The organism is Aestuariibaculum lutulentum (genome assembly GCF_032926325.1).
Taxonomy (GTDB): Bacteria; Bacteroidota; Bacteroidia; order Flavobacteriales; family Flavobacteriaceae; genus Aestuariibaculum; species Aestuariibaculum lutulentum.
The window spans coordinates 2,884,376-2,906,257 of record NZ_CP136709.1 but is presented as its reverse complement, the minus strand read 5'-3'; the positions used below and the strand labels follow the sequence as shown (position 1 = coordinate 2,906,257).

Annotated in this window: 28 protein-coding genes; 24 read left to right on the top strand and 4 right to left on the bottom strand. The window is 32.3% G+C overall.

Features of this window, described 5'->3' with window-relative positions:
* Positions 1 to 94 precede the first annotated feature (94 nt).
* From R1X58_RS12370 to R1X58_RS12260, 23 genes are all read left to right on the top strand, one after another.
* Positions 95 to 793, top strand: coding sequence for a hypothetical protein (locus R1X58_RS12370; protein ID WP_232395852.1), 699 nt, complete (start codon positions 95 to 97; stop codon positions 791 to 793).
* A 137-nt stretch (positions 794 to 930) separates the two neighbouring features.
* Complete coding sequence (locus tag R1X58_RS12365) at positions 931 to 1,332, top strand: hypothetical protein (protein WP_240575455.1); 402 nt, start codon at positions 931 to 933, stop codon at positions 1,330 to 1,332.
* 185 nt (positions 1,333 to 1,517) lie between these two features.
* A complete protein-coding gene (locus R1X58_RS12360; protein ID WP_317292983.1) occupies positions 1,518 to 1,967 on the top strand; it encodes a carboxypeptidase-like regulatory domain-containing protein in 450 nt (149 codons plus the stop codon).
* A gap of 167 nt (positions 1,968 to 2,134) precedes the next feature.
* Positions 2,135 to 2,563, top strand: coding sequence for a hypothetical protein (locus R1X58_RS12355; protein ID WP_240575487.1), 429 nt, complete (start codon positions 2,135 to 2,137; stop codon positions 2,561 to 2,563).
* A 154-nt stretch (positions 2,564 to 2,717) separates the two neighbouring features.
* Positions 2,718 to 3,179, top strand: a complete 462-nt coding sequence (locus R1X58_RS12350) for a hypothetical protein (protein ID WP_240575485.1) — start codon at positions 2,718 to 2,720, stop codon at positions 3,177 to 3,179.
* A 154-nt stretch (positions 3,180 to 3,333) separates the two neighbouring features.
* Positions 3,334 to 3,654, top strand: coding sequence for a hypothetical protein (locus tag R1X58_RS12345; protein ID WP_240575484.1), 321 nt, complete (start codon positions 3,334 to 3,336; stop codon positions 3,652 to 3,654).
* A gap of 168 nt (positions 3,655 to 3,822) precedes the next feature.
* Positions 3,823 to 4,362: a hypothetical protein gene (locus tag R1X58_RS12340; RefSeq protein WP_240575483.1), complete on the top strand. Its 540-nt coding sequence runs from the start codon at positions 3,823 to 3,825 to the stop codon at positions 4,360 to 4,362.
* Between the two features lie 281 nt (positions 4,363 to 4,643).
* Positions 4,644 to 5,144 (top strand): hypothetical protein, encoded by a 501-nt coding sequence (locus R1X58_RS12335; RefSeq protein WP_317292982.1) that lies wholly within the window; start codon positions 4,644 to 4,646, stop codon positions 5,142 to 5,144.
* 161 nt (positions 5,145 to 5,305) lie between these two features.
* Positions 5,306 to 5,848, top strand: a complete 543-nt coding sequence (locus tag R1X58_RS12330; RefSeq protein WP_317292981.1) for a DUF6368 family protein — start codon at positions 5,306 to 5,308, stop codon at positions 5,846 to 5,848.
* A 153-nt stretch (positions 5,849 to 6,001) separates the two neighbouring features.
* Positions 6,002 to 6,622 carry an FEKKY domain-containing protein gene (locus tag R1X58_RS12325; protein ID WP_240573067.1) on the top strand — a complete coding sequence of 207 codons (621 nt, stop codon included), beginning with the start codon at positions 6,002 to 6,004 and terminating at the stop codon, positions 6,620 to 6,622.
* A gap of 160 nt (positions 6,623 to 6,782) precedes the next feature.
* Positions 6,783 to 7,937: a hypothetical protein gene (locus tag R1X58_RS12320; RefSeq protein WP_240573066.1), complete on the top strand. Its 1,155-nt coding sequence runs from the start codon at positions 6,783 to 6,785 to the stop codon at positions 7,935 to 7,937.
* A 158-nt stretch (positions 7,938 to 8,095) separates the two neighbouring features.
* On the top strand, positions 8,096 to 8,482 hold the full coding sequence (locus R1X58_RS12315) for a hypothetical protein (protein ID WP_240573065.1): 387 nt from the start codon (positions 8,096 to 8,098) through the stop codon (positions 8,480 to 8,482).
* A gap of 174 nt (positions 8,483 to 8,656) precedes the next feature.
* Positions 8,657 to 9,739 carry a serine hydrolase domain-containing protein gene (locus tag R1X58_RS12310; RefSeq protein ID WP_240573063.1) on the top strand — a complete coding sequence of 361 codons (1,083 nt, stop codon included), beginning with the start codon at positions 8,657 to 8,659 and terminating at the stop codon, positions 9,737 to 9,739.
* 89 nt (positions 9,740 to 9,828) lie between these two features.
* A complete protein-coding gene (locus R1X58_RS12305) occupies positions 9,829 to 10,086 on the top strand; it encodes a hypothetical protein (protein WP_240573062.1) in 258 nt (85 codons plus the stop codon).
* A 189-nt stretch (positions 10,087 to 10,275) separates the two neighbouring features.
* Positions 10,276 to 10,959, top strand: a complete 684-nt coding sequence (locus R1X58_RS12300) for a hypothetical protein (protein ID WP_240573060.1) — start codon at positions 10,276 to 10,278, stop codon at positions 10,957 to 10,959.
* A 144-nt stretch (positions 10,960 to 11,103) separates the two neighbouring features.
* The gene (locus tag R1X58_RS12295) at positions 11,104 to 11,532 is read left to right on the top strand and encodes a DUF4304 domain-containing protein (RefSeq protein WP_240573058.1); all 429 of its coding nucleotides are present in this window, start codon (positions 11,104 to 11,106) and stop codon (positions 11,530 to 11,532) included.
* Positions 11,533 to 11,700: 168 nt separating this feature from the next.
* The gene (locus tag R1X58_RS12290) at positions 11,701 to 12,159 is read left to right on the top strand and encodes a hypothetical protein (protein ID WP_240573056.1); all 459 of its coding nucleotides are present in this window, start codon (positions 11,701 to 11,703) and stop codon (positions 12,157 to 12,159) included.
* Between the two features lie 149 nt (positions 12,160 to 12,308).
* Positions 12,309 to 12,731 carry a hypothetical protein gene (locus tag R1X58_RS12285; protein WP_317292980.1) on the top strand — a complete coding sequence of 141 codons (423 nt, stop codon included), beginning with the start codon at positions 12,309 to 12,311 and terminating at the stop codon, positions 12,729 to 12,731.
* Positions 12,732 to 12,949: 218 nt separating this feature from the next.
* Entirely contained in the window at positions 12,950 to 14,155 is a 1,206-nt protein-coding gene (locus R1X58_RS12280) for a leucine-rich repeat domain-containing protein (RefSeq protein ID WP_240573054.1), read from the top strand.
* Between the two features lie 198 nt (positions 14,156 to 14,353).
* A complete protein-coding gene (locus R1X58_RS12275) occupies positions 14,354 to 14,860 on the top strand; it encodes a hypothetical protein (protein ID WP_240573052.1) in 507 nt (168 codons plus the stop codon).
* Positions 14,861 to 15,018: 158 nt separating this feature from the next.
* Positions 15,019 to 15,717, top strand: a complete 699-nt coding sequence (locus tag R1X58_RS12270; protein ID WP_240573050.1) for a hypothetical protein — start codon at positions 15,019 to 15,021, stop codon at positions 15,715 to 15,717.
* Positions 15,718 to 15,876: 159 nt separating this feature from the next.
* On the top strand, positions 15,877 to 16,725 hold the full coding sequence (locus R1X58_RS12265) for a hypothetical protein (RefSeq protein ID WP_240573049.1): 849 nt from the start codon (positions 15,877 to 15,879) through the stop codon (positions 16,723 to 16,725).
* A 373-nt stretch (positions 16,726 to 17,098) separates the two neighbouring features.
* Positions 17,099 to 17,434 carry a hypothetical protein gene (locus R1X58_RS12260; RefSeq protein WP_240573048.1) on the top strand — a complete coding sequence of 112 codons (336 nt, stop codon included), beginning with the start codon at positions 17,099 to 17,101 and terminating at the stop codon, positions 17,432 to 17,434.
* A gap of 194 nt (positions 17,435 to 17,628) precedes the next feature.
* Here the strand turns inward: R1X58_RS12260 and R1X58_RS12255 are convergent, their stop codons facing one another.
* From R1X58_RS12255 to R1X58_RS12240, 4 genes are all read right to left on the bottom strand, one after another.
* Positions 17,629 to 18,618, bottom strand: coding sequence for a hypothetical protein (locus tag R1X58_RS12255; RefSeq protein WP_240573046.1), 990 nt, complete (start codon positions 18,616 to 18,618; stop codon positions 17,629 to 17,631).
* A gap of 118 nt (positions 18,619 to 18,736) precedes the next feature.
* Complete coding sequence (locus R1X58_RS12250; RefSeq protein ID WP_240573044.1) at positions 18,737 to 19,297, bottom strand: DUF4870 domain-containing protein; 561 nt, start codon at positions 19,295 to 19,297, stop codon at positions 18,737 to 18,739.
* 336 nt (positions 19,298 to 19,633) lie between these two features.
* Complete coding sequence (locus tag R1X58_RS12245) at positions 19,634 to 20,371, bottom strand: SOS response-associated peptidase (protein WP_240573042.1); 738 nt, start codon at positions 20,369 to 20,371, stop codon at positions 19,634 to 19,636.
* A 126-nt stretch (positions 20,372 to 20,497) separates the two neighbouring features.
* The gene (locus R1X58_RS12240) at positions 20,498 to 20,887 is read right to left on the bottom strand and encodes a hypothetical protein (RefSeq protein ID WP_240573040.1); all 390 of its coding nucleotides are present in this window, start codon (positions 20,885 to 20,887) and stop codon (positions 20,498 to 20,500) included.
* Between the two features lie 321 nt (positions 20,888 to 21,208).
* Between R1X58_RS12240 and R1X58_RS12235 the strand changes: the two genes are divergently transcribed.
* Positions 21,209 to 21,817, top strand: coding sequence for an RNA polymerase sigma-70 factor (locus R1X58_RS12235; RefSeq protein WP_240573038.1), 609 nt, complete (start codon positions 21,209 to 21,211; stop codon positions 21,815 to 21,817).
* Positions 21,818 to 21,882: the final 65 nt, after the last annotated feature.

The following is a 21,882-nucleotide window of genomic DNA, read 5'->3' as shown; positions in this document are numbered from 1 at the left end:
TTGCTAGCTTCTGATTTTCCTTCGGAAAATCCTCGCACACAAACACACAACTTTCCTTATACATAAACGTTAGCTGTAATTTTGAATCAACTTTATGGTAGAAAAAAAGGACATCGAAAAATTAATAATTCAGAACAAAAAAAGCACTCTAAAAAATCATTGGAATGATGCATTTTTCTATAATACAACTAAATACAGTGGAGAAATCAAACCAAATGAACTTCTGATTTGGCGTTCATCTCACTTTTTAAGAGGTGCCTATCCGATTTTCCGTTTGACTTTTGACCTAAATGGCAAATTAAATGGTATAAAAACTGAGAAAAATCCGTATTACAAACTTCTGAATAAAGTATCAATTGTGTTTCTTATTTTGCTTAATCTAGTTTTAATATTTACTACTGAATTTAAACCTGCCGTTATTGGAATAATCGGAATTTCTTTATTAGGATTTTTTTTCTATTTATTTTTCTTTAATGTAACAAAGTACGAGACAAAAATTTTGACTGAAGAACTTAAAGAAGCAATTGAAAATATTGAATTAATAAATAATCCTGAATTGACCAATAAGCCAAGATCGGAATCAAAACAGGAAAAGATTAAAGAATGGACTTTTACTAAAATCCTGACAAGACTCTTGCTCTATCCTTTTTGCTTCTTTATTTTATGGCTCTCGATAACTGGATTTTTGGACGAAGGAATGACATTACACAGAATATTTGGAATAATTATAGTTTTAACTTATATAATTGTTGACATAACATTAACAATTAGAAAAAATAAAAACTACAGCTAACACCGTATATAAAAAATTGCTAGTTTAGTTATTAACCGATGGAGGTTGCTTGTTTTGCAAACTCTGATTTTCCTACGGAAAATCCTCGCATACAAAACCGCAACTTTCCATATACAAACCGTTAGCATACATTTGAGATGAACAAAATAAATATTAAACTGATTTACATTTTATTGATTTTTACAAGCTGTGCTTCTACTCAAAATCTGACCAAAAATCAAGCAATTGAGATAGCGGAAAGTTATGTGATTGAACAAGGCTACTCTGATAAAATAATTGACTTGAAAAAGACGAAAATTGATTCTGACATACTTGACCAATATCAAACACCTGAAAAAATAGCTGAATTAAGACACAATCTATTAAATTCAAAAGCTGTTTATTCAAAAAAGACTGAAAACGGTTGGATTATTGGATTTGAATATAAGAATGAAAAATTCAATGAAATTCAAGACGGAATAAGATTTGGAAAAGGTGTATTGATTTTGGAAAATGGAAAAGAAATTAAGATGTTTCACGAAAACATAAGATTTGAATAAAAAACGTATGCTAACAATGTATAACCGCAATTACCGCGGATTCGACTACCCCTCGACTGCGCTCGGGGCAGGCTAGAATCCACTCGGAATTGCTAAAGTCCGTGCCAAACCGAAAATTAACGCATATAAACCCGTAACTGACGGTTATACGAGACCGTTGGCAACAATATGAAAAACCGAAAACTTTGAGAATTAAAACAGTATTTTTTATATCATTATTTTTTAGCTTCTTCTCTGTATTTGGACAACGGACTCTAAGAGGAAAAACTATTGACCAATTTTCAGAAAGTGCCATTGGAATAACAATATTCGACAAAGACACAATCAAAATCGGACAAACTGACTTGAATGGGTATTTCCAAATTAAAGTACCTAATGAAACGAGTAAATTGATTTTTGCTGGAGTGGGCTATGAATGGGCAGTTGTTACAGTTCCATCGGAATGTGAAAACCTAGAACTAATTTTATTTTTGGCTTCTACTTACGATTTTATGTCTCCTAGAAAAGTTGACAGACTTCGAAAAAAAGAATTTGAAAAATTAACCGAATTGCACTATCAAGCTTATAAAAAAGGAATTTTTGAAACCGAAAAACCTTGTGTTATTCGAAAGTTCGAACCGAATTGGCCAAAATAATTGAATGAAAATACTGTTGCCAACAATGTATAACCGCAATTACGGCGGATTCGACTACGTCCGAATCCACTCGGAATTGCTAACGTTAGTGCTTAACCGAAAATTAACGCATAATAACCCGTAACTGACGGTTATACGAGACCGTTGTGTGTAATGTCCAAAACTGAATGAGAATAAAGGAATTTCTAATATTGACACTATTAACTTTGAGCTGTTCTGGAACAAAAAATCTGACTGAACTTTCGGAATTGACCATTCAAAACCGTTCTGCAAATGAATTAATTATAGATAGGAAACCAGAATATGGTGACGGACAACGTGACGGATGCGTATTTATGGAAGAAATTTCAATGAATATTACGGAACTTAATAATGGCAAATCAATACGCGGAAAAGTTTTTGACTCCAAAACAAAAGAACCACTGATAAATGCTAAATTAAAATTATTCATAGAGCAAAACGGTTCAAGTAAAACATTAGAAATAAAGACGAATGAAAACGGATTCTATAACTCTGATTTTAAAGGCAAATTGAAAAAAATTGAGGTAGAATATATCGCTCATCGGACTTTAAAAGTTGACCTTGAAAAAACATAAAAAAACACTACACACAACAACGTATAAATTTTATTGCTTCGGATTTTCCTACGGAAAATACTCGCAATTTTGCTATCTTGGTTTCTTAAACTGAAAATCCTAGCGGACTTTCACGCAACAAACCTTATACAAACCGTTGGCACCAATTTGAGAAATGGCAGTAGAAGTAATAAATACTTATCCAAACCCTTGGAATTTCTATAACGGAAATAAGGAATTAATTTCACCTAATGGACTGAATAAAATTGAATACTCCGATTTAGGCGAAATAGCAATGGGAGCACCCTTGGGAGGTTATTGCAAATGGACAAATCAGAATGGTGAAAAAATAAAGTTGAGCGGTTGGTTTGGCGGACCTGCAATTTGGAATACAAAAGGAACAAAAATCGCAATACCGACTTGGACGAGAAAGTTTCTAAAAGGAACGGTTCAACAAATCTCAATTTTGGATATTGAAAAACGAGAAATAATCCGTTTCAAAAAAATCTTTAATGTACTTGACTTACGGACTTTTGACCAAAATGAAATTTGCGGATATGACAGCCCGATTTACAGAACAAAAACTGTGAGGTTTGACTTGACAAAAGAACGAATAATTGAACGAAAAAAAATATAAAAAAACTGGTACCAACAATGTATAACCGCAATTACGGCGGATTCGACTACGTCCGAATCCACTCGGAATTGCTAACGCCAGTGTTAAACCGAAAAATAAAGCAAACTAAACCGATAACTGACGGTTATACGAACCGTTGTGCATAATGCCTAAAATGACACAAGAATTAACCGAAATAGAATTTAAAAAGACATTTGGTAATGGAATGACTGACATTACTGAATCGGAAACTGATGAGCCGATTGACATTTGGACTTATGTAAAAAAATTGACAGAAAATCAAATTGTGAACCGCTTTGTTTACGAAAAAGAACTCGTGGAAAAAGTTTATCGGAATGATTTAAAAACCTTTGACCACGTTTTACTTCCGACTGAAAAACAAAATGTATTTCTGACAATTGTGGTGGATTTGAAAAAGAAAATAATATTCGGACACAAAATTTTGGACTTAAATACGGAATACGGAATTGAATAAAAAAACACTATGCACAACATTATATAACCGCAATTACGGCGGATTCGACTACGTCCGAATCCACTCGGAATTGCTAACGCCAGTTCTAAACCGAAAAACAAAGTAAACCAAACCGATAACTGACGGTTATACACACCGTTACAAACAATTTAAACCAAACTTTACCAAATGAAAAAGCTGAATTTATTAATTGGATTTTTAATTGGCATTTCAATTTTAGCCTGTTCATCTGATGGTTCTTCTGAAAAAAGGAATGGGTTTACCTATAATGGAATTTTCTATGAGACAAATTTCGCAAAGTCTGACAGTCAAAGTTCACCTTATCATCTTATATTTTCAGACCCAGTTAACCATAATCTACCTGAAGCACACTTTGGGAGTTTTTATTTAGACTCGGGAACAGAAATAGAAGACGGACCTTTAATCGCTGGAAAATACTCTACTGCGAATGGACGCAATAATAGATTCGGAATACACGGATATCAATTTATTCATTTCCAAGATAATTCTAATCAAGATGAAATCCATATAGCTTCAGGTTATTGGTTTCAAGATGATAGGTTTATTTCAGGAGACGTAACAATAAATTCTATATCCTCAACTGAAGACGATTTTATTACGGAAATTGATATTGATTATAAATTTAGATGGAATTCCGTAACAATAATAGGGCATTATAATGGACCTGTTATTAGAGATGATTTTTAGGTATTATTTAAAAACAAAAACTGTTTGTAACAAAGTGTAAAAATAATTGCTTGGTTCTTGCCTACTCGGAAAATCCTACGGATTTTCCTCTGGTTCGTTCCATTTTTAGTAAATTAATTGCTCGCACACGCAACTATCCTTACACAAACCGTTGTAAAACATTTTGAAAAACGCAAATGATAAGAAAATTTAAACTTCTGATTTTAATAGGATTTATTATTTCAAGCTGTTCGAGTTCAAAAAAATTAGACATATGGACAAAACAATCCAAAATAAAGGAAGTGAAAAATTTTGAATCTCAATTAAATCCAAATTCAGAGTTTTTAAACCAAAATGTAAGTCTTTCAGAGAGTATTTATCCGAAAGTAAAGGAATTTGAAATGGCAAACCCTTTAATAATAAGAAGAGAAAAGACAAGTTTATTACCAGTCTATGCAGAATATTTTTACTCAAAACCTGACTCGATTTTAAGATATGTAAGTTACGATTGGGAAAATAATCGTTATGGAAATTACTTTGACAAGAAAAAAGATTGGGAAACGCAAAGCAAAAAACTGACCGAATACAATGCGGAATATGAGCGTATTAAAAAACAATTGATTTCGGAGTTCGGACAACCAATTGAACAAGACAACCAACCGCAAGAAACAAAATCAAATTATGGCGGACCAGATTACTTGTCGAGAAACACTATTTGGGAATCAGACAAAAAATTTATGAAACTAAATATGATTTTCGGAGCTTCAACTTATCGAATCCGATTATACTACTATTGGAAATGAAAAAACGTTTTACAACAATATATAACCGCAATTACGGCGGATTCGACTACGTCTGAATCCACTCGGAATTGCTAACGCCTGTGCTTAGCCGAAAAACAAAGTAAACCAAACCGATAACTGACGGTTATACGAACCGTTACCACACATTTGAAAAAAACGCAATGGGAGGATTTACAAATCTGATTTATTTCAAAAATTACTTATCTGAACAATCAAAAAGTCTGATCAGAGAAACAATTGAATCCTGTGGAGAATTTGAATTGGAAAATGACTTGGATTATGATATAAGAGTTAAAAATAATGGAGAAGATTGCCCTTTCCGAATTTATTACTCGGATGCGGAACAGGACGAGGACTTTGACTCGGAATCAAAAGCTGAATTTGAAAAAAAGCTTGGTTTTATTCCAAAATGCTACATCGGATTTATGGCTTGGACTAACAAAAAATTCGGACATAAATTTATTGCGGAATTGATGTCCAAAGTAATGCAAATTGAAAACGGATTTGTGGATTTTTCGGCAGCAATTGACCCTGATTTTACAGAAAACAGAGAGAAAATAAGAAAGTTCGTTTCACAGGTTGGCGGAAAAATAATGGAATTGGAATATAAAACAGGAAATGACCAAATTTGGTTCACCCATTTGGCTGATAAAGAATTTTTAAATAATTGGATTGGACATAAAAAGTTCTACATTCCGAAATAAAAAACGTGTGGTAACAACGTATATAAAAAATTGCTATTTTAGTTCTAAACCGATGGAGGTTGCTTGTTTTGCTACTTCTGATTTTCCTGCGGAAAATCCTCGCTTACAAAACCGCAACTTTCCATATACAAACCGTTGTACGCAATTTGAGAAATGAGTCGTAAAAGAATAACAATTATTGGAATTCTATTATTCGCAATTGGATTTTTATTGTGGAATTTCGGCTTTTTCACTTCATATAATTATCTAACTGCTAAAGCTGATATTTCCAATGGCAAACTACAAAAAATCGCTATTGGAGAGCAATTGCTTATGCCAAAACAAATGGATGAAATCAGCCAAAAATATGGATTTACGAATATCGCATTTGGCTGTATTGTTAGTCAATCTGAAATAAATGGAATTGACATTTATAACAGACAAATGGACAAACATTTGACTGAATTAAACGATACCAATTGGAAAGAAAAATACCGAAAAGAAATTGACTCTCTAATAGATTTAAAGGTTTATGGAGAGGTTCCTGATTCAGCATTTTGGATTGAAAAAGACGGAAATGGAAACTGGTTTAATGTGGATTGGATACATAACCATAAAAACAATGCAATTATTTCAATTTATGACAAATCGGGAAAATTAATAATCAAAAGTAAATTTATGAAAATCTGTCCAATTGACGAATTGAAATTCATTGAGGATTTAAAAGCGGAAATTGACTTTTATGATGGAGAAAATATTCAACTGAAAGACAATTGTTATTTATTAAAAAATTAAAAACTGCGTACAACACCGGCTATAGTTCATTGCTTCTGACTTTCCTTGCGGAAAGTCCTCGCAAATTTGCTATCTTCGGTTTTCGGCGGAAAATCCTAGCGGATTTTCACGCAACGAAACCATAGCCGAGACCGTTGGCAACAAGCTGAAAAAAATACGAATGAAAAACATAATACTGATTTTACTACTGACTATTCTACCAATAATTGGATTCAGTCAAAACCAAAATGAGAACGTTTTATACGTTGTAGATTCAATTCCAATAATCGAAGAACCGAAAGAAGGATTTGGAACTTTGACTGAAAATGAAATTGACAGAGTTGAAGTCGTAAAGAACAAAGAAGCAATTGAGAAAACAGGATATAAAGACTTGGACGGAATTATTTATGTTTTCACAAAGGAATATGCAAAAAGACCTGACAGCATAAGAGCAATTCCAACAACCAAATTGATGGCCAAAAAAAATGGAACTTGGTATTTAAAAGGTAGCTCAACACCATATTCAGGTAGGTTTATTGATTATTACCTAATTGGAAAAAAGCAAGGAGAAGGAACTCTATTCAACGGAAAACTAAAGGGCAAACGTCTAATGTATCATATAAGCGGAAACATGTCAGACGAAATTGAATATGAAAACGGACTTTCCAACGGAACGGAAAAACGATTTTACGAAGACGGAACATTAATGCAAAGAGGTGAATTTAAAGACGGACAAGAAATCGGAATTTGGGAAATGTATCATCCAAATGGACAATTAAAACAACGAACAAACTTTGAAAACGGAAAAATGGATGGAGAATCCATTTCCTACTATTCCACTGGCGAAATAAAAGGAAAAAACGTTTACAAAAATGGTGTTTATCAAAAGGATAAAATAAACGACAAACTTTTCAAACTATATAACGAATCCCAAGAGTTATATAAACAGGTAAACTATAAAGGAGCAATTAAGAAATTAGATAAGGCATTAGAATTAGAACCGAATTGGGCTGACGGATATTTTGCAAGAGCCACAATGAAATTAAATGACTTCCAATTTGATGAAGCAATTATAGATTTTAATAAAACTCTTGAAATTGAGCCATATTTCATCAATGCTTATTCAAATCGAGCTTTTGCAATTTTGAGAAAGTACGAACTTGGAAATGGAAAAACCTTATCAAAGTCAAATGACATTCAAGTAATCGCCTCAAAAGAAACTGAAATTCCAGAATCTGAACGTACTAAAATCTGTGCGGATTTGAAAAAAGCAGTTTCGCTTGGAGATGATAATTGGATGGTTTTAGAAGCATTAGAAAAACATTGTAATAAATAAAAAAAGCCAGTTGCCAACAACGGCTATAATCCATTGCTCGCTAATGCTAAACCAAAAACCTGTATATTTAACTTGGCTCGATTCCTACTCCGAAAATCCTACGGATTTTCATCGCAACGGAATCATAGCCAAACCGTTGTACGCAAGCTGACAAAAAAATGACTGACGAGTTTATTCCACCAATAAAAGAACGAACAACCGACGATTTACTAAAAATAGTTGGAGCGCCTGAAAAGTGGAATCCAAGAGCGGTTCACCTTGCGAATAATGAGTTGATAAATAGAAAAGTTGAGTCGAAAAAAATTAAGACCGCTAAATATTTATCAAAAAAAAGAGAAAGGATTGACGAAAGAATTAAAGCTAACGAGAGTTATCACTTTTGCGACTTTATTTTTGACCCTTTTTGGACTTTATTTGAAATAATATTTTCGTGGGAGCTAAAAAAAGATGGATTTACTCGAAAAGCTGAACAACAAAAGTATTTCCGAATTGGAATCGGAGTTCTGATTTTAATATGTGTCGGACTTGCTTATCTGACTAAATAAAAAATTGAAAATAAAAGCCAGCGTACAACACCGGCTATAGTTCATTGCTTCTGACTTTCCTTTCGGAAAGTCCTCGCAAATTTGCTATCTTCGGTTTACGGCGGAAAATCCTCTCGGATTTTCACGCAACGAAACCATAGCCAAACCGTTAGGCTCAATTTAAATTAAATGTTTATGATGAAATTTTTACAGCTATTTCTCTTATGCATCGTTTTTCAAAGTGGATCGGCTCAGCTGAACAAATCTCAATTTTCAGAGATTGATAAAATTGTGAAAAAACTATACTCTGAGGGAAAACTACACGGAGGTATTCTCATTGCTGAAGGTGAAAATATTATCTATGAGAATGCCTTTGGCATGGCAGATAGAAACCTAGAAATTCCCAATAGTACAAAAACAAGGTTCATTATTAACAGCATGGGTAAAATGTTTACGGCTATCTTGACCCTGCAACTTGTGGAAGATGATTCAATTAAACTTGATGACCCTATTTCCAAACATTTGCCTTGGTTCAAACACCCTAAAGCAAACGAGATAACTGTTCATCAGCTTCTATCTCACCGTTCAGGTTTAAAGGGCTATTTTGATGAACAGATTGAAGGGAGATTGCCCTTTTTTATTTCTCAACGAGAGGTTTTGGATAAAATGGCTCAATTAGACCTTAATTTCGAACCTGGCAAAGGCTATGATTACAGTAATACGGGCTATTTGTTGTTAGGAGAAATTATAATGAAATATAGAAACGCTGATTACTACGATGTTCAGCGAACAAGAATTTTTGAACCACTGGGAATGACCAATACTTATAACTCCACCTCTATTTATGGGCCGGGCGCACCTGTTTATTATCTCTCAGACGGTAACCCAGCCACTCCATTTCCTCATAGTAATTATCGTGGCGATGGCGGTTCTAAATCTACATTAAAAGATTTACATAAATTTATGCTGGCTATTGGGTCTGATAAACTTTTAAAGACTGAAAGCTGGGACTTGATGTTTACTGAATATTCTTTCCCCGATGAAGCTACAAGACCTTTTGGAGCTCATTTTTTTCCTTATGGTTATGGTTGTGGTTTTTTTGAATTACCATACAACAATGAAGAAAAAGCAATAGCCATTGGGCACGCCGGTGCCGGATATGGCTCCTCTGACCTTATGATTAAATTTAAAGACAAAGACAGGATCATAATACTTTGGAACAATGAATATCTTAATCCAATGCCGATGGAATTATTTGAAGAATTATCAAAACTATAATGAATCCAAAAAAGAGCCTAACACTGTATATAAGCCATTAAAACGGCTCATATACTAACCGTTGTAGCACATTAAAAATAATTATTGATTTGAATAAAGAAGAGTTAGAAAAACAGAAACATTTAGAGAGAATTCCTGATAGACTTTTTGAACAAAATGAGCCGAATTCATCTGAATGGTTTGGGGCAATTATCAGGTATTTTTGGTTTTTGGAAAAAAAAGATTTCAACTCATTATACTCTCCTAAAGAAATTAAAACGAATAGAAAAGTTGGTCGTTGGATTGTCTTTTTTCTAATTATTTTATTTATCGCTATCTCCTATTTATGGATTACAAATACTAAATAAAAAAATAATAAACTCAAATATTGATATAAGAAAATAACGGGCTACAACACTATATAAAGTTTATTGCTTCGGATTTTCCTACGGAAAATACTCGCAATTTTGCTATCTTGGTTTTGTAATCTGAAAATCCTAGCAGATTTTCACGCAACAAACCTTATACAAACCGTTGTGGTTAATTTACCCAAACCAATGAATAGAACGATAATTTTAATATTTCTACTTACAATTGCTCAAATTTCTTGGGCTCAAAATTGTGATTTTGAAATACGAAATTTATCGAATATTCTAAACGGAAAATCTGAACTTATTGAAAAATCAGAATACGAAAAAGTCGTCGGTATTTCGGAAAAACTCATTGAATTTGAGCCAAAATCTGAACTTGAGCTGACCAAAAAATATCCTGAAATTTTCAAACTTAAAGATTCTTGTTATACATTTTCTGCAAACCAAAATATTGGAATTGGAATAAAAACGCCTGAATTAAAAGCGTGCAGAAATAAAGTTCAAACAAAAGAATATTCAGATTATAAATTCAAAGGGACTTATTGTGGAAACGCACTGATTGAAATAACAGGCTACGAAAGTTGGGGATTTTTATCCGTTGACTTGAAAAACGGATTGACTTGCTTTACAATGGGAAAACCTTTGACTTCCGACGGAGAAACAGCTATTTCTTATTCAAACTATTATGGAGAAGAGGAAATCGCATTAACGGATTTGAAAACTAAAGAACAATACGTTATTGGAATTGAAGGTTGGAGAACTATTGAGTCAAAAGTCTTGGAAGATGTCTATTATTTAAAACTCGAATCTGAATTTCAAACTGACTGTGAAAAAGAAATAAAATATTTAAAACTGAAAATAAAAAACTAACCACAACAATGTATAACCGCAATTACGGCGGATTCGACTGCGTCCGAATCCACTCGGAATTGCTAAAGTCAGTGCTTAACCGAAAAACATTAACTTAAAACCCGTTACTGACGGTTATACGAGACCGTTGTAGTGCATTTTAACATGACACATAAAGAAAAACGAGAAAAAATGGATAAAGCAATAAAGGAGATAATTATTCCCTTCTTGCGAAATAAAGGTTTTAAAGGTTCCTTTCCTCATTTTAGACGTGAGAATAATGACAAATTGAACTTACTAAATTTCCAATTCAGCCTTTATTCATCATCATTTGTTGTAAATATTGCAAATTGTTCTGTAAACGGAATGACCACATCGGACGGTGAATTAATCAAGCCTGCCAAATGTCAAGTTCCATATTTAAAAAACCGCTTAAGAGTTGGGAGCATTAAAAATCGGAGAGATTATTGGTATGATTTTGATAAACAGTTAATTTTTGGAGATATCTTTAAAAAAAGAGCAAAAGAATTTATAAATAATTGGGAGGAAGCTGAGCAATGGTGGAGGAATAACGATATTGAACTATTAAATTAAAAAAAACGCACTACAACACTATATAACCGCAATTACGGCGGATTCGACTACGTCCGAATCCACTCGGAATTGCTAACAACAGTGCTAAACCGAAAAACAAAGTAAACCAAACCGATAACTGACGGTTATACGAACCGTTACCACAAATTATAACAAACAACACTAAATATGAAAACCAAACTGACTTTTTTAAAGACCTTACAAATTATTCTAATTGGAATTTCATTTAACTCATGTAACATTTCAGAAAGTGGAAAAGAACCGCTGACAATAGAAGAAAGAACTGTTGCCAATTATCTGATTCCAAACTATCCGACTAATGATATTAATGTTAGATTTCATTCATTTAGCATTGCGGATATACCAATGTCATATATTGCAGTTCTGAGCGACGAGAACAATTTTGACTCTTATATTAACCAAAACTCCAAAAGAGAACAAATTACAATCAAAAATATCCCTGAAAATTTGAAAAACAGAGACCAAAAAGAAATTATTGCAAAAATGATAAGTTGTAAATTCACTTTGAGCAATAACCCTAATGACTTAATTGAACAAACTTTCATTTTGGACAAAACTGGACAAAATTGTATTTATTCGGATGACTTTATGAAAGTGACCAGATAAAAAATAACTTGTGGTAACAACGTGTAAAAATAATTGCTTGGTTCTAGCCTACTCGGAAAATCCTGCGGATTTTCCTCTGGTTCGTTCCATTTTTAGTAAGTTAGTTGCTCGCACACGCAACTATCCTTACACAAACCGTTGTGCAACATTTGAAAAACTCACGAATGACCAATAAATCTGAAATTGAATATCCTATTCCGGAAGAATTAAATACTTCCAAAAAGTATAATGGAATTCCTGAATTGGTAGATTTGAATTTTGACTTATGGACGCTAAAAGTTAAACTTGAATTTCCTGATTTACAAAATCCAATTTATTTGACGTTTAAAAATGTTGAGGGATTTAGAGTTTTAGATGAGGGAAGTTTAATGGAGTTTTGGAATAATGAAAAGCGAAGTAACGGTTGGTTATGGAAAGTGAAAAAAGGTGGATGGCACGACCAAGAAAAAAAACGAGAAGGATTTGCTTTTTCAAAAGAAATATTAGCGGATTACGATGAATATATGGTTGTCGGAATTGGTATTTGTCTAAATTTAATTGGAGGATCTGAACCAATAATAACCGAACCATAAAACGGAATGAATAAAAAACGTTGCACAACATTATATAACCGCAATTACGGCGGATTCGACTACGTCCGAATCCACTCGGAATTGCTAACGCCAATTCTTACCCGAAAATTAAAGTATATTTAAACCGATAACTGACGGTTATACGAACCGTTGGCATTAATATTGAATGGACGCTCATAACATTTTTAAAGTAAAGTAAGACATATTAAAAATTTTAAATGAAAAAACTAATTTCCTTAATACTAATTTCCACAATCCTTTATGCAATAAAAGGTTGTTCAAGTGACAATGGAACTGATAATGAAAATTCAAATTGTAAAAGTGAAATTTTTGAAGGGAATTTAATATTGGAGAATCAAGATGAAATTAATTCACTAGACAGCAATTGTTTGACTGTAATCAATGGTTCTTTAGTAATAACTGGAGGAATAAATGATATTAGCAAATTAAAAAACATTAGAGCCATTAATGGTAGACTTTTTATTAACTCCTCCAATTTGGTCAACTTAGATGATTTACAAAGTTTAAATTTTGTTGAAGATTTACAACTACATGATAATATAAATTTAAAAAACATAGATGGTCTACATAATCTTTCTTCAATAAAAAATATTGAATTATATAATAACAACTCACTTTCTAATTTAAGAGGCTTGAGAAATTTAACTAAAATAGAAGGAGATTTGCATGTTAGTGGAAATAGGTTGTTGGCTAGTCTAGATGGTTTGGATAAATTGGTGGAAATTGGTGGGAATTTTGCTGTAACAGGAAGTTACCTTAAAAATCTCGTCGGTTTACAAAGTCTAACCTCAATTAAAGGCTATTTTCAAATATCAGAGAACACTTTATTAACAAATTTGGATGGGCTAGAAAGTTTAACTTCAGTAGAAAGTTTATTTTTTTTTAGTAATGATGGAGAAAAAAGTGCGCTAATTGAAATCGACGGCTTAGAAAATCTCGAATACACCTCTAGAGTAGACATTACACAAAATTTTTATTTAAAAAGCATATTTGGATTGAGAAATTTAAAATCAAATTTAACCTCACTGTTAATACGTAATAATTTTGCTTTGACCAACCTTGATGGTCTGGAGAAAATCACATTCGTTGAAGATGAATTACAAATTCATCAAAATTATGAAATTACCGACATAAACGGTTTACAAAATGTAAATTATGTTGGTAATACTTTGAATATTAATGGAAATAGTCTTATCACTAATTTAGATGCTTTAAATAAAATACCTTACGTTAATGGAACTGTTTTTATTGGTGCGAATAATGCATTAACGGACTTATGTGGTATTCATCAATTGATTGTCAATATTTATAATGACTATAAAGGGCAGTATATCGCATTAGGCAGTAATGGATTCAATCCATTAAATAATACTGATTTTGTTAATGGTAATTGTCGTTTATAATCTTAAATTTTATTCTAAATACGAAAATTAAACTTTTAAAGAAATTTTGACAAAAAAACTAATGCCAACAATGGCTAAAGTTCATTGCTTCTGATTTTCCTTCGGAAAATCCTCGCCTCTAAACTTTGCCCAGTTTTATTTACTAAATTAGTACCAAACCCACGCAACGAAACCTTAGCCGAACCGTTGTACACAATTATGAAAAGCGAACTAACACATGTATTTTTAGCAGTATTAATGCTAATTGGAGTTTCCACATATTCACAAAATTTTGATCTTCCTGAGCCAAATAAAAAGCTTTTAAGAACTGCCTACCAAGATGATAAAGAAAGTAAGGATATAATTTATCATTATCTAATACAAAATTACCGACCTACATCTGAAAGAACCAATGTACAAAAAGTTGATTATGGTGAATTTCCTATTTGTGCTTTTGAACAAACTTTTGAATACGGAATAAAATTTACAACGGAAAATTGTAGAGAAGCTGGCGGAATTTCTATGAGCTTGGAATTACCTAAAATTTCGGAAAAAGAAGTCAAGGTTTGGATAGAAAAAATATATGACGCTGATTTAACGGAAATAGAGAATGAATGGTATGAGAATAAAAACACCTATGGACCAATCGGAGGAGGCGCTGGATGCCATTACGAATTAAAATACAATATCAACAAATGGATTATTGACATTTATTGCGGATGTTAAATAACTGTGTACAACAATGTTTATAATTCATTGCTTCCGATTTTCCTCTCGGAAAATCCTCGCAACTTTGCTATCTTAGTTTCTTAACACGAAAATCCTAGCGGATTTTCACGCAACGAAACTATACACAAACCGTTGTGTGTCATTTGAAAAAACCTATGAGAAAAATATTTATACTAATCATAGTTCTTGGAATTTTGTCTTGTAATAATTCCGAAAACAAAAATAAAACACTTCAAAAAGAACAGGAATCCACTGAAATTGAAAACAGAGTTAACGAAGAAAAAAAAATAATAGTAAATAAAGAAGAAAACATTGATTCAATTATAGAACCAATAAAACCTAAATTAATTTTTACTGATTTAGAAAAAGAAATAGCAGAAGTTGGAATTTCATTCCATAGATGGTACATTAAAAATACAAATGAACATAATCCTGAAATACCTACAGATTTTGAGGTTACAGAAGGAAAAAATGATAGTTGCATTGTAAATTATGAACCATATTTTAAGGAACTAAGAAAATTAGGTACAATTTCAAATTCATTTTTGGATAAAGAAAAAGAAAGAACCAAACTATGTGCTGAAACTATTTCCAACATGAAGTGGAGTGAATACATTGGTGTAATTCCAGAAAACTGTGACGATTATCTATATTGGACCAATAGTCAAGATATAACTGATGGAGTTGATATCGTTGAATTAAATAAAGAAAATGACTATTGGACTGTGTTTTTATCGCTATTTATGAGTGATAAAAATGGACAAAAATATTTTGGTAATGATAAACTAAAAGTTACTGTGATAAAAGAAAATGGAAAATATTTGATAAGCGAAATTAATTGGATAATAAAATAAAAAACGCCACACAACACCATATAACCACAATTACGGCGGATTCGACTACGTCCGAATCCACTCGGAATTACTAACGCCAGTGCAAAACCGAATATTAATGCATATTAAACCCTAACCTACTGTTAAACAAACTATTAAAAAACATTTGAAACAAAATTTATGAAAAAAATAAACTTAATTCTGCCCCTAATTTCACTTAACTTAATACTATTTTCTTGTTCATCTAACGATAATTCTAACAACCCAGAACCCGAACCTACAACAAGCAAACTAGTTAAAACCGAAAAAATCTCTGAAACTAGAAAAGTAAACTACATATACAACAGCAACGACCTGATTTCGACTTTCAATGGAACCTACAACAATTTTGGATATAATTCTGATTTCACTTACGACTCGGAAAACAGATTAACCGAATGGAGTTACCAAGAAACAGGTTCGTCATCATATAGTGACACCTATACTTACAAATATAATTCAAACGGACTTCTATCAAGTTACTCTGCAAATAGTGAAGATGTAACCATAACATACAATGGTAATTCTATTAATTTGACTGGGCTAATTGAGGGAAATACAAATTCCCAAGCGGAATTAGAACTCGACAATAATGGATTGATAATCAAATTGAGCGAAAGCAATCAATATACAAACTTTGGGTATGATTCTAATGGAAATTTGGTTTCCGCACAATCATATGACAATTCAGACAATCTGCTAATAGAATTCACAATACAATACGATGACAAAATAAACCCGTTTTATGGACAATTGGAATCCATTTATATTGAGCGATTTATTGAGTTCTTTTGGGAATTTGATGGAATTTACATAGGCGGATTTGAAGGTTACAGTTTTCCTTTTCTAAAAAACAATATGACATCAATAACCGAAGTAAGTGGTGGAACAACCACATTCTCTTACACATATGACAGTGAAAATTATCCGACAAATGTTAATGCAGATTTTTCTGGAGATACTGTAATATATGATATTGAATACTATTAAAAAAAAACGTTTGCCAACACTGGCTATAGTTCATTGCTTCGGATTTTACATCGGTAAAAAGGTTGTTTAAGAGAATTTTTGGCATACTAAGTTAGCCACCGATTCCTACTTCGAAATTTTTGAAAATTTCTACGAAACGGAATCATTTTTTCTTAAATTGTCTTAAAATTATTTATTAACCCCAGAGGTTAAATCTGAATACGGTTTTGCATACGATTTAATAAGAATATAGCTTGGGAACCCCAGTAAATACGTTTTTAAAAACGCTTGTACTGAGTTCATAACCCGGAGGTCGCGGGATCGTGCCCCGCTCTCGCTACAAAATGTAATCAATTCACAATTAACGGTTTAGGTTTTATAAACCGTTTTTTTTATGTCTTATCTAAATGAATTTCTTACATTTGATTTCAAAAGTGAACACGTTTTTGAACACGATTTGGAACACGATTTGAGTAAAAGACCCCAGTTTTCAACCCCAAAAATCTACACAGTTAACGGAAATTTAGGCAAGCGTTGGTACGTTTATTTTTCGTTTAGAAATCCAAAAACAGGAAAATTAAAACGTGTTACACCCTTCTATGGCGATGTCAATAAATACAAAACCAAAGAAGCACGCATGGAGGCCTTAACGATTTACAGAAAGACGTTAATAAAACTTCTAAAACTAGGTTATAACCCTTTCAAAGACAAAATATCCCAATTTACATAGGTAATTTAGGAATCTAGCTTGTCTTACTTGGAGTCAAAACAGATGCTTTCTTATTAGAAGTTAAATACTCTAAACAAAATAATTACATAAAATTAGAATGAAGGTATTTCCTTAACCGGTAACCAGAAACCTCAGGTTCATGGCAAGCCATGAAGGGCTAAGGCATCTGGATCGGTTACAATCAAATCAATCACCTAAATTGTGATCAAAAATTCTTTAGTTTTTGTGTCAAGAATAAGGTGACTCTCATTTATAGCTTGGTTACCCATCCAACCACCAATTCGGGTAAATGGAGTTACTAAAGGCTGTAGAAAAGCATACATATCTACGCACGAAACTCTATTCATACGTAGTTGAGCACCTCCAATGGTAAGCGGATAATCACTTGCTTTACTGTTAATGTAGATTTTATCGTTCCAACTCTTAGCTCCAAAACTTTCTACAGGAGTTGCTATATCAGTATATTTTTCAAAACGGTTTTTGGTCGTGATTAAACCAAAGGCTGAACATCCGGAATCGTACAAAAACTCATACTCCTTTCCATCAACGATAGCTGGTAGCATTATACGACGCCCTGGGAAATCAAAAGTTTTGAACCCCTTGAGATCCTGCATCCATTCAGGACGATTTTCAAAAAACTGTATGGTCTTGTTTTTAAAATCAATTGATGTAACTCTATCTACCAGAATATCACTTCCAATAGTCCCAATAATAATATTGGTTTCTGGGTTATTTTCAGCCGAAAAGGTATTCCCATAATTCGGATAGATTTTCACCATTGATAAGGTAACAGGCTTACCGCCTAATTTTAATTTTAGGTCCTTCACAAATCGGAATCCATCTTTCTGAACTTCCTCAATATTATAGCCCAAATTTCTCAATGAAATAAGATCTTTTTCATAGAAAAAAGAATCTGGTGCGCCGGTATCAAATTGCATATTAAGATTGTGTTGAAGGCTGTCAATCTGCACAGGTATTAAAAGACCTGACTGATATTCAATATGTCCTTCATCCACCTTCGAATGTGTCCATTTAAAATCCATGGTTTGAGATTCATGACTAAGTTCTAAATAGGCCGGACGTTCTTTAAAATATTTGTTATTGAATTTTCTAATACCGAAAATACTAAAAATTAATGCAAGACCTATAAAGCCTAAAATACTGTAACCGATAATTTTTTTCATGATACATTGAAATTTTGAATAAACATTTAGAATAATTTCATGATGCAAAGAAATAAGGAATCCCAGTAAAATAAGGGGGTTTCATGCCGCCATTTTTATGACATTTTTAGTTTTAGGTCTAAATAAGACGAAAAGGACCGTTTAAAAAATCGAAGTCCTGATGTTGAATCTTTATGGCAGTACGGATGATTACAGCAATATTAAAAAGGTAAGCAATTAGCAATACAATCAACATGATTGGAATATTTGGTAATAGTTTTGCAACGGTAAATGGCAATAAGATGAGTAATAAACACAGGAACAATGTGAACAAAATTTGAAAATTAACAACTCGACGGCCTATTTCATCTACGAATTTTGAATCACGGTTATTCCTCCATATAATGATAGGTAAAATTAGATTTCCGAATGGAATTCCAATAAAGGATAAAACCGATAAGTTTATCATCTTGATTGTTGTAATTTCAGAATCCCTTGAAAGTTTGCTTTTTACATATTTAGCCTGTAAAGCTGATGGTTCCATATTGAATTCTTCTGCCAGAACGTTTAAGGTGTAACCTTTAGGTACTTTATTTGTACTTTCTAAACGCTGAATAGTTCGCAAAGACAGTCCAGTTTGGTTGGCTAAATCAGTCTGGGTATAACCTTCCTTTTCTCGAATGGATTTAAGAATGCTCACACAAAAAAGTTTCTTTTATCAAATATAGTTTAGATTTTTTGAAAGTTTTATGTTTTGAAAATGAAAAAAGTAAAAGAGAAAAAATACAAACAGAACGGCAAACAGAAAATGATGCCTTTAAGGGATGGTCACTTCCACATGATAACCAATAAATTTTGGACAATTGAAAAACGAATCGGAATTAATAACAATTGAGTAAAAAACGTTTTATAAAAACGTGTATTATTAATTTGCTGGTGCATTGTGCATCGCTAAATTCTGACGAATTTCACTTTAATTCACGTTTTTTAGCTATTTTAAAGGCATATCGACTCAAGCTAACCATACACAACTTCATTAAAACATTCGTTCTAATCCATCAAATTCAACTTTTTCTAAAATAGTTTGAGTATTACTATCAATCTTAGGGCTAAACAAATCTTTGCTAACCGTATAGGCATCCAACTGTTCTTCAGGAAAATTAAGATTAACCAATTCTTTTACATCCTCTTCATTAAGACTTTCAGAAAGCCAGTGGTCTACATTGTCAGAACTTAAAATTACAGGTTGTCTCTTTTTAAGATTATGTATCTTTTCAAATAGCGGGGAGGCCTTTTTAGTTAAGATACTAAAGGTGATATACGTCCCAATAACGGTATATATACCTGCCAAAGCCAAACCTTTATCTTCTTTTTCTTTAATGTAGAAAGGGTATTTTTTCTTGTTGTGTTCATGTGGTTCAAAAAAGCCATCTACTGGAATTATGCATCGCTGTGTCATTACAGATTCACGATACATAAAATGACTGAAAAGCTTTTCGGATTGTGCATTTAGTCCTGAACCATATTTTACAGCTTCCTTATAATAAGGTTTAATTTCCTCTGGGCTTTTATAATTGGGAACTATACCCCAAACGCCTGGTGCAAGAACATCAGATCTTTGCTGCGGAATAACTAACATATTAGGATGCGAAAAACCATTTAAATGGTATCTAGGTTCGTCAAAGTATTTCTCCCAGTTTTCATCGCTAATTTTAACGTTATACTTGCGTTCTAAATCCTTAACTTTTTTGAGTTGAGCCGTATGGAAACACATGAGTAATTAATTATTACATGAATTTACGAAAAATATACTATTCAAAAATGGTATTATACAAATTAAGGGGGAGGGAAAATAAAAAGGTAAGTAATGAAATTGTAACAAAAAAACAGACAAATATTACTACATCTGAAAAAAGAAGTCATATGAGTTATTCTCTCCGACCAGCACAAAAATAGTACCTAAAACAACCACCGGAATTCCTATACCAAGAATAGTTGATAATGATTTATTTTTCTCTTTCACTACCAAAATTTCGTTTTGGTCCAAGGGATGTTTAATTGTTTCGCCGTTGATTATCGTTACACCATAATAGTTACCTTCTTCAATAATAATTTTCTTAAATTTTTCAGTTTTATTATTTTTAAATACCATCTTTACTTCAGATTCATTCCTAATGACATGCTCTATTGTTGTTGGATTTGATCTATAAACAGAGCACCCCTGAAGTAGCATGATAAAGGCGAAAAAAAGCAATTTAATCGATTTGCTTTGCTCTTTATATGTTTTCATTATCCTTATCATAATTCTAACTATATCTATTAATTCAAGATACAAAAAATAAAAAACACTAGGAACTAACAAAGTTGGTTATTCAGCTATTTGTCCTGTTTTTTATTGCAAGCTCAGATAGAGAAAATCAGGCGAAATATTATTTAGGGTCAATCCAAATTAATTTAAGTTTTTAATCTTCTTTTTGTTTTGCGTGGTTATAAATTATCTAATAAAAATTTTGTATTAACATAAAAAATGTAATTTTAGTCGCATTTTAGCTTGTTTTCTACTCAAAATTAGATGTTAAGTTAAGTTTCCCACAAAGACAATTTTAAACAAATGAACACACAACCAAACGAGCAATTACAGTTTGAAGCCTTCAAAAGAGGTAACGAAGTTGCTTTTGAGTATTTCTTTCATAAATACTACAATAGTATCGTTGGCTTTGGTGTACAGTTTATTTATGATGAAGAAGAGGCTAAAAATATCGCTCAGGAAGCCTTCATAAATTTATGGTCTAATAAAAACAAAATAGACCTTCCAACAGGTATTAAATCCTTTCTTTACACCTACACAAAATCTAAATGTTTGAATTTGATAAGAAGTAAAAAGGTTAAAGAAAAATATAAAAACGAGACGTTAAACAAAAGGGAAGAGCTTTTAAATCAGGAGGTATTAGACTCGTTAAATTTTGATTCTATGGACTTCTCTGAATTAGAACAAATTATATATAAATCTATTGAAAACCTTCCGGAAAAAACCAAAGCAATTTTTTTAAAGAAGCGATTCGATAACAAAAAAAATCAGGAAATTGCCGATGAATTGGAGATTAGTTTAAAAACCGTCGAATCTCACATAACCAAGGCTTTAAAGGCTTTAAGGGATCAATTGGCACCTTATTTCCCAACTATTTTAATATCAATTATTCTCTCGACTAAAAAAAATTAAAAAAAGCATAGGGTTTTTTAAGACATAGGGGTACAAACTTATAGAGCAGAGAATTTTTTCTGTTT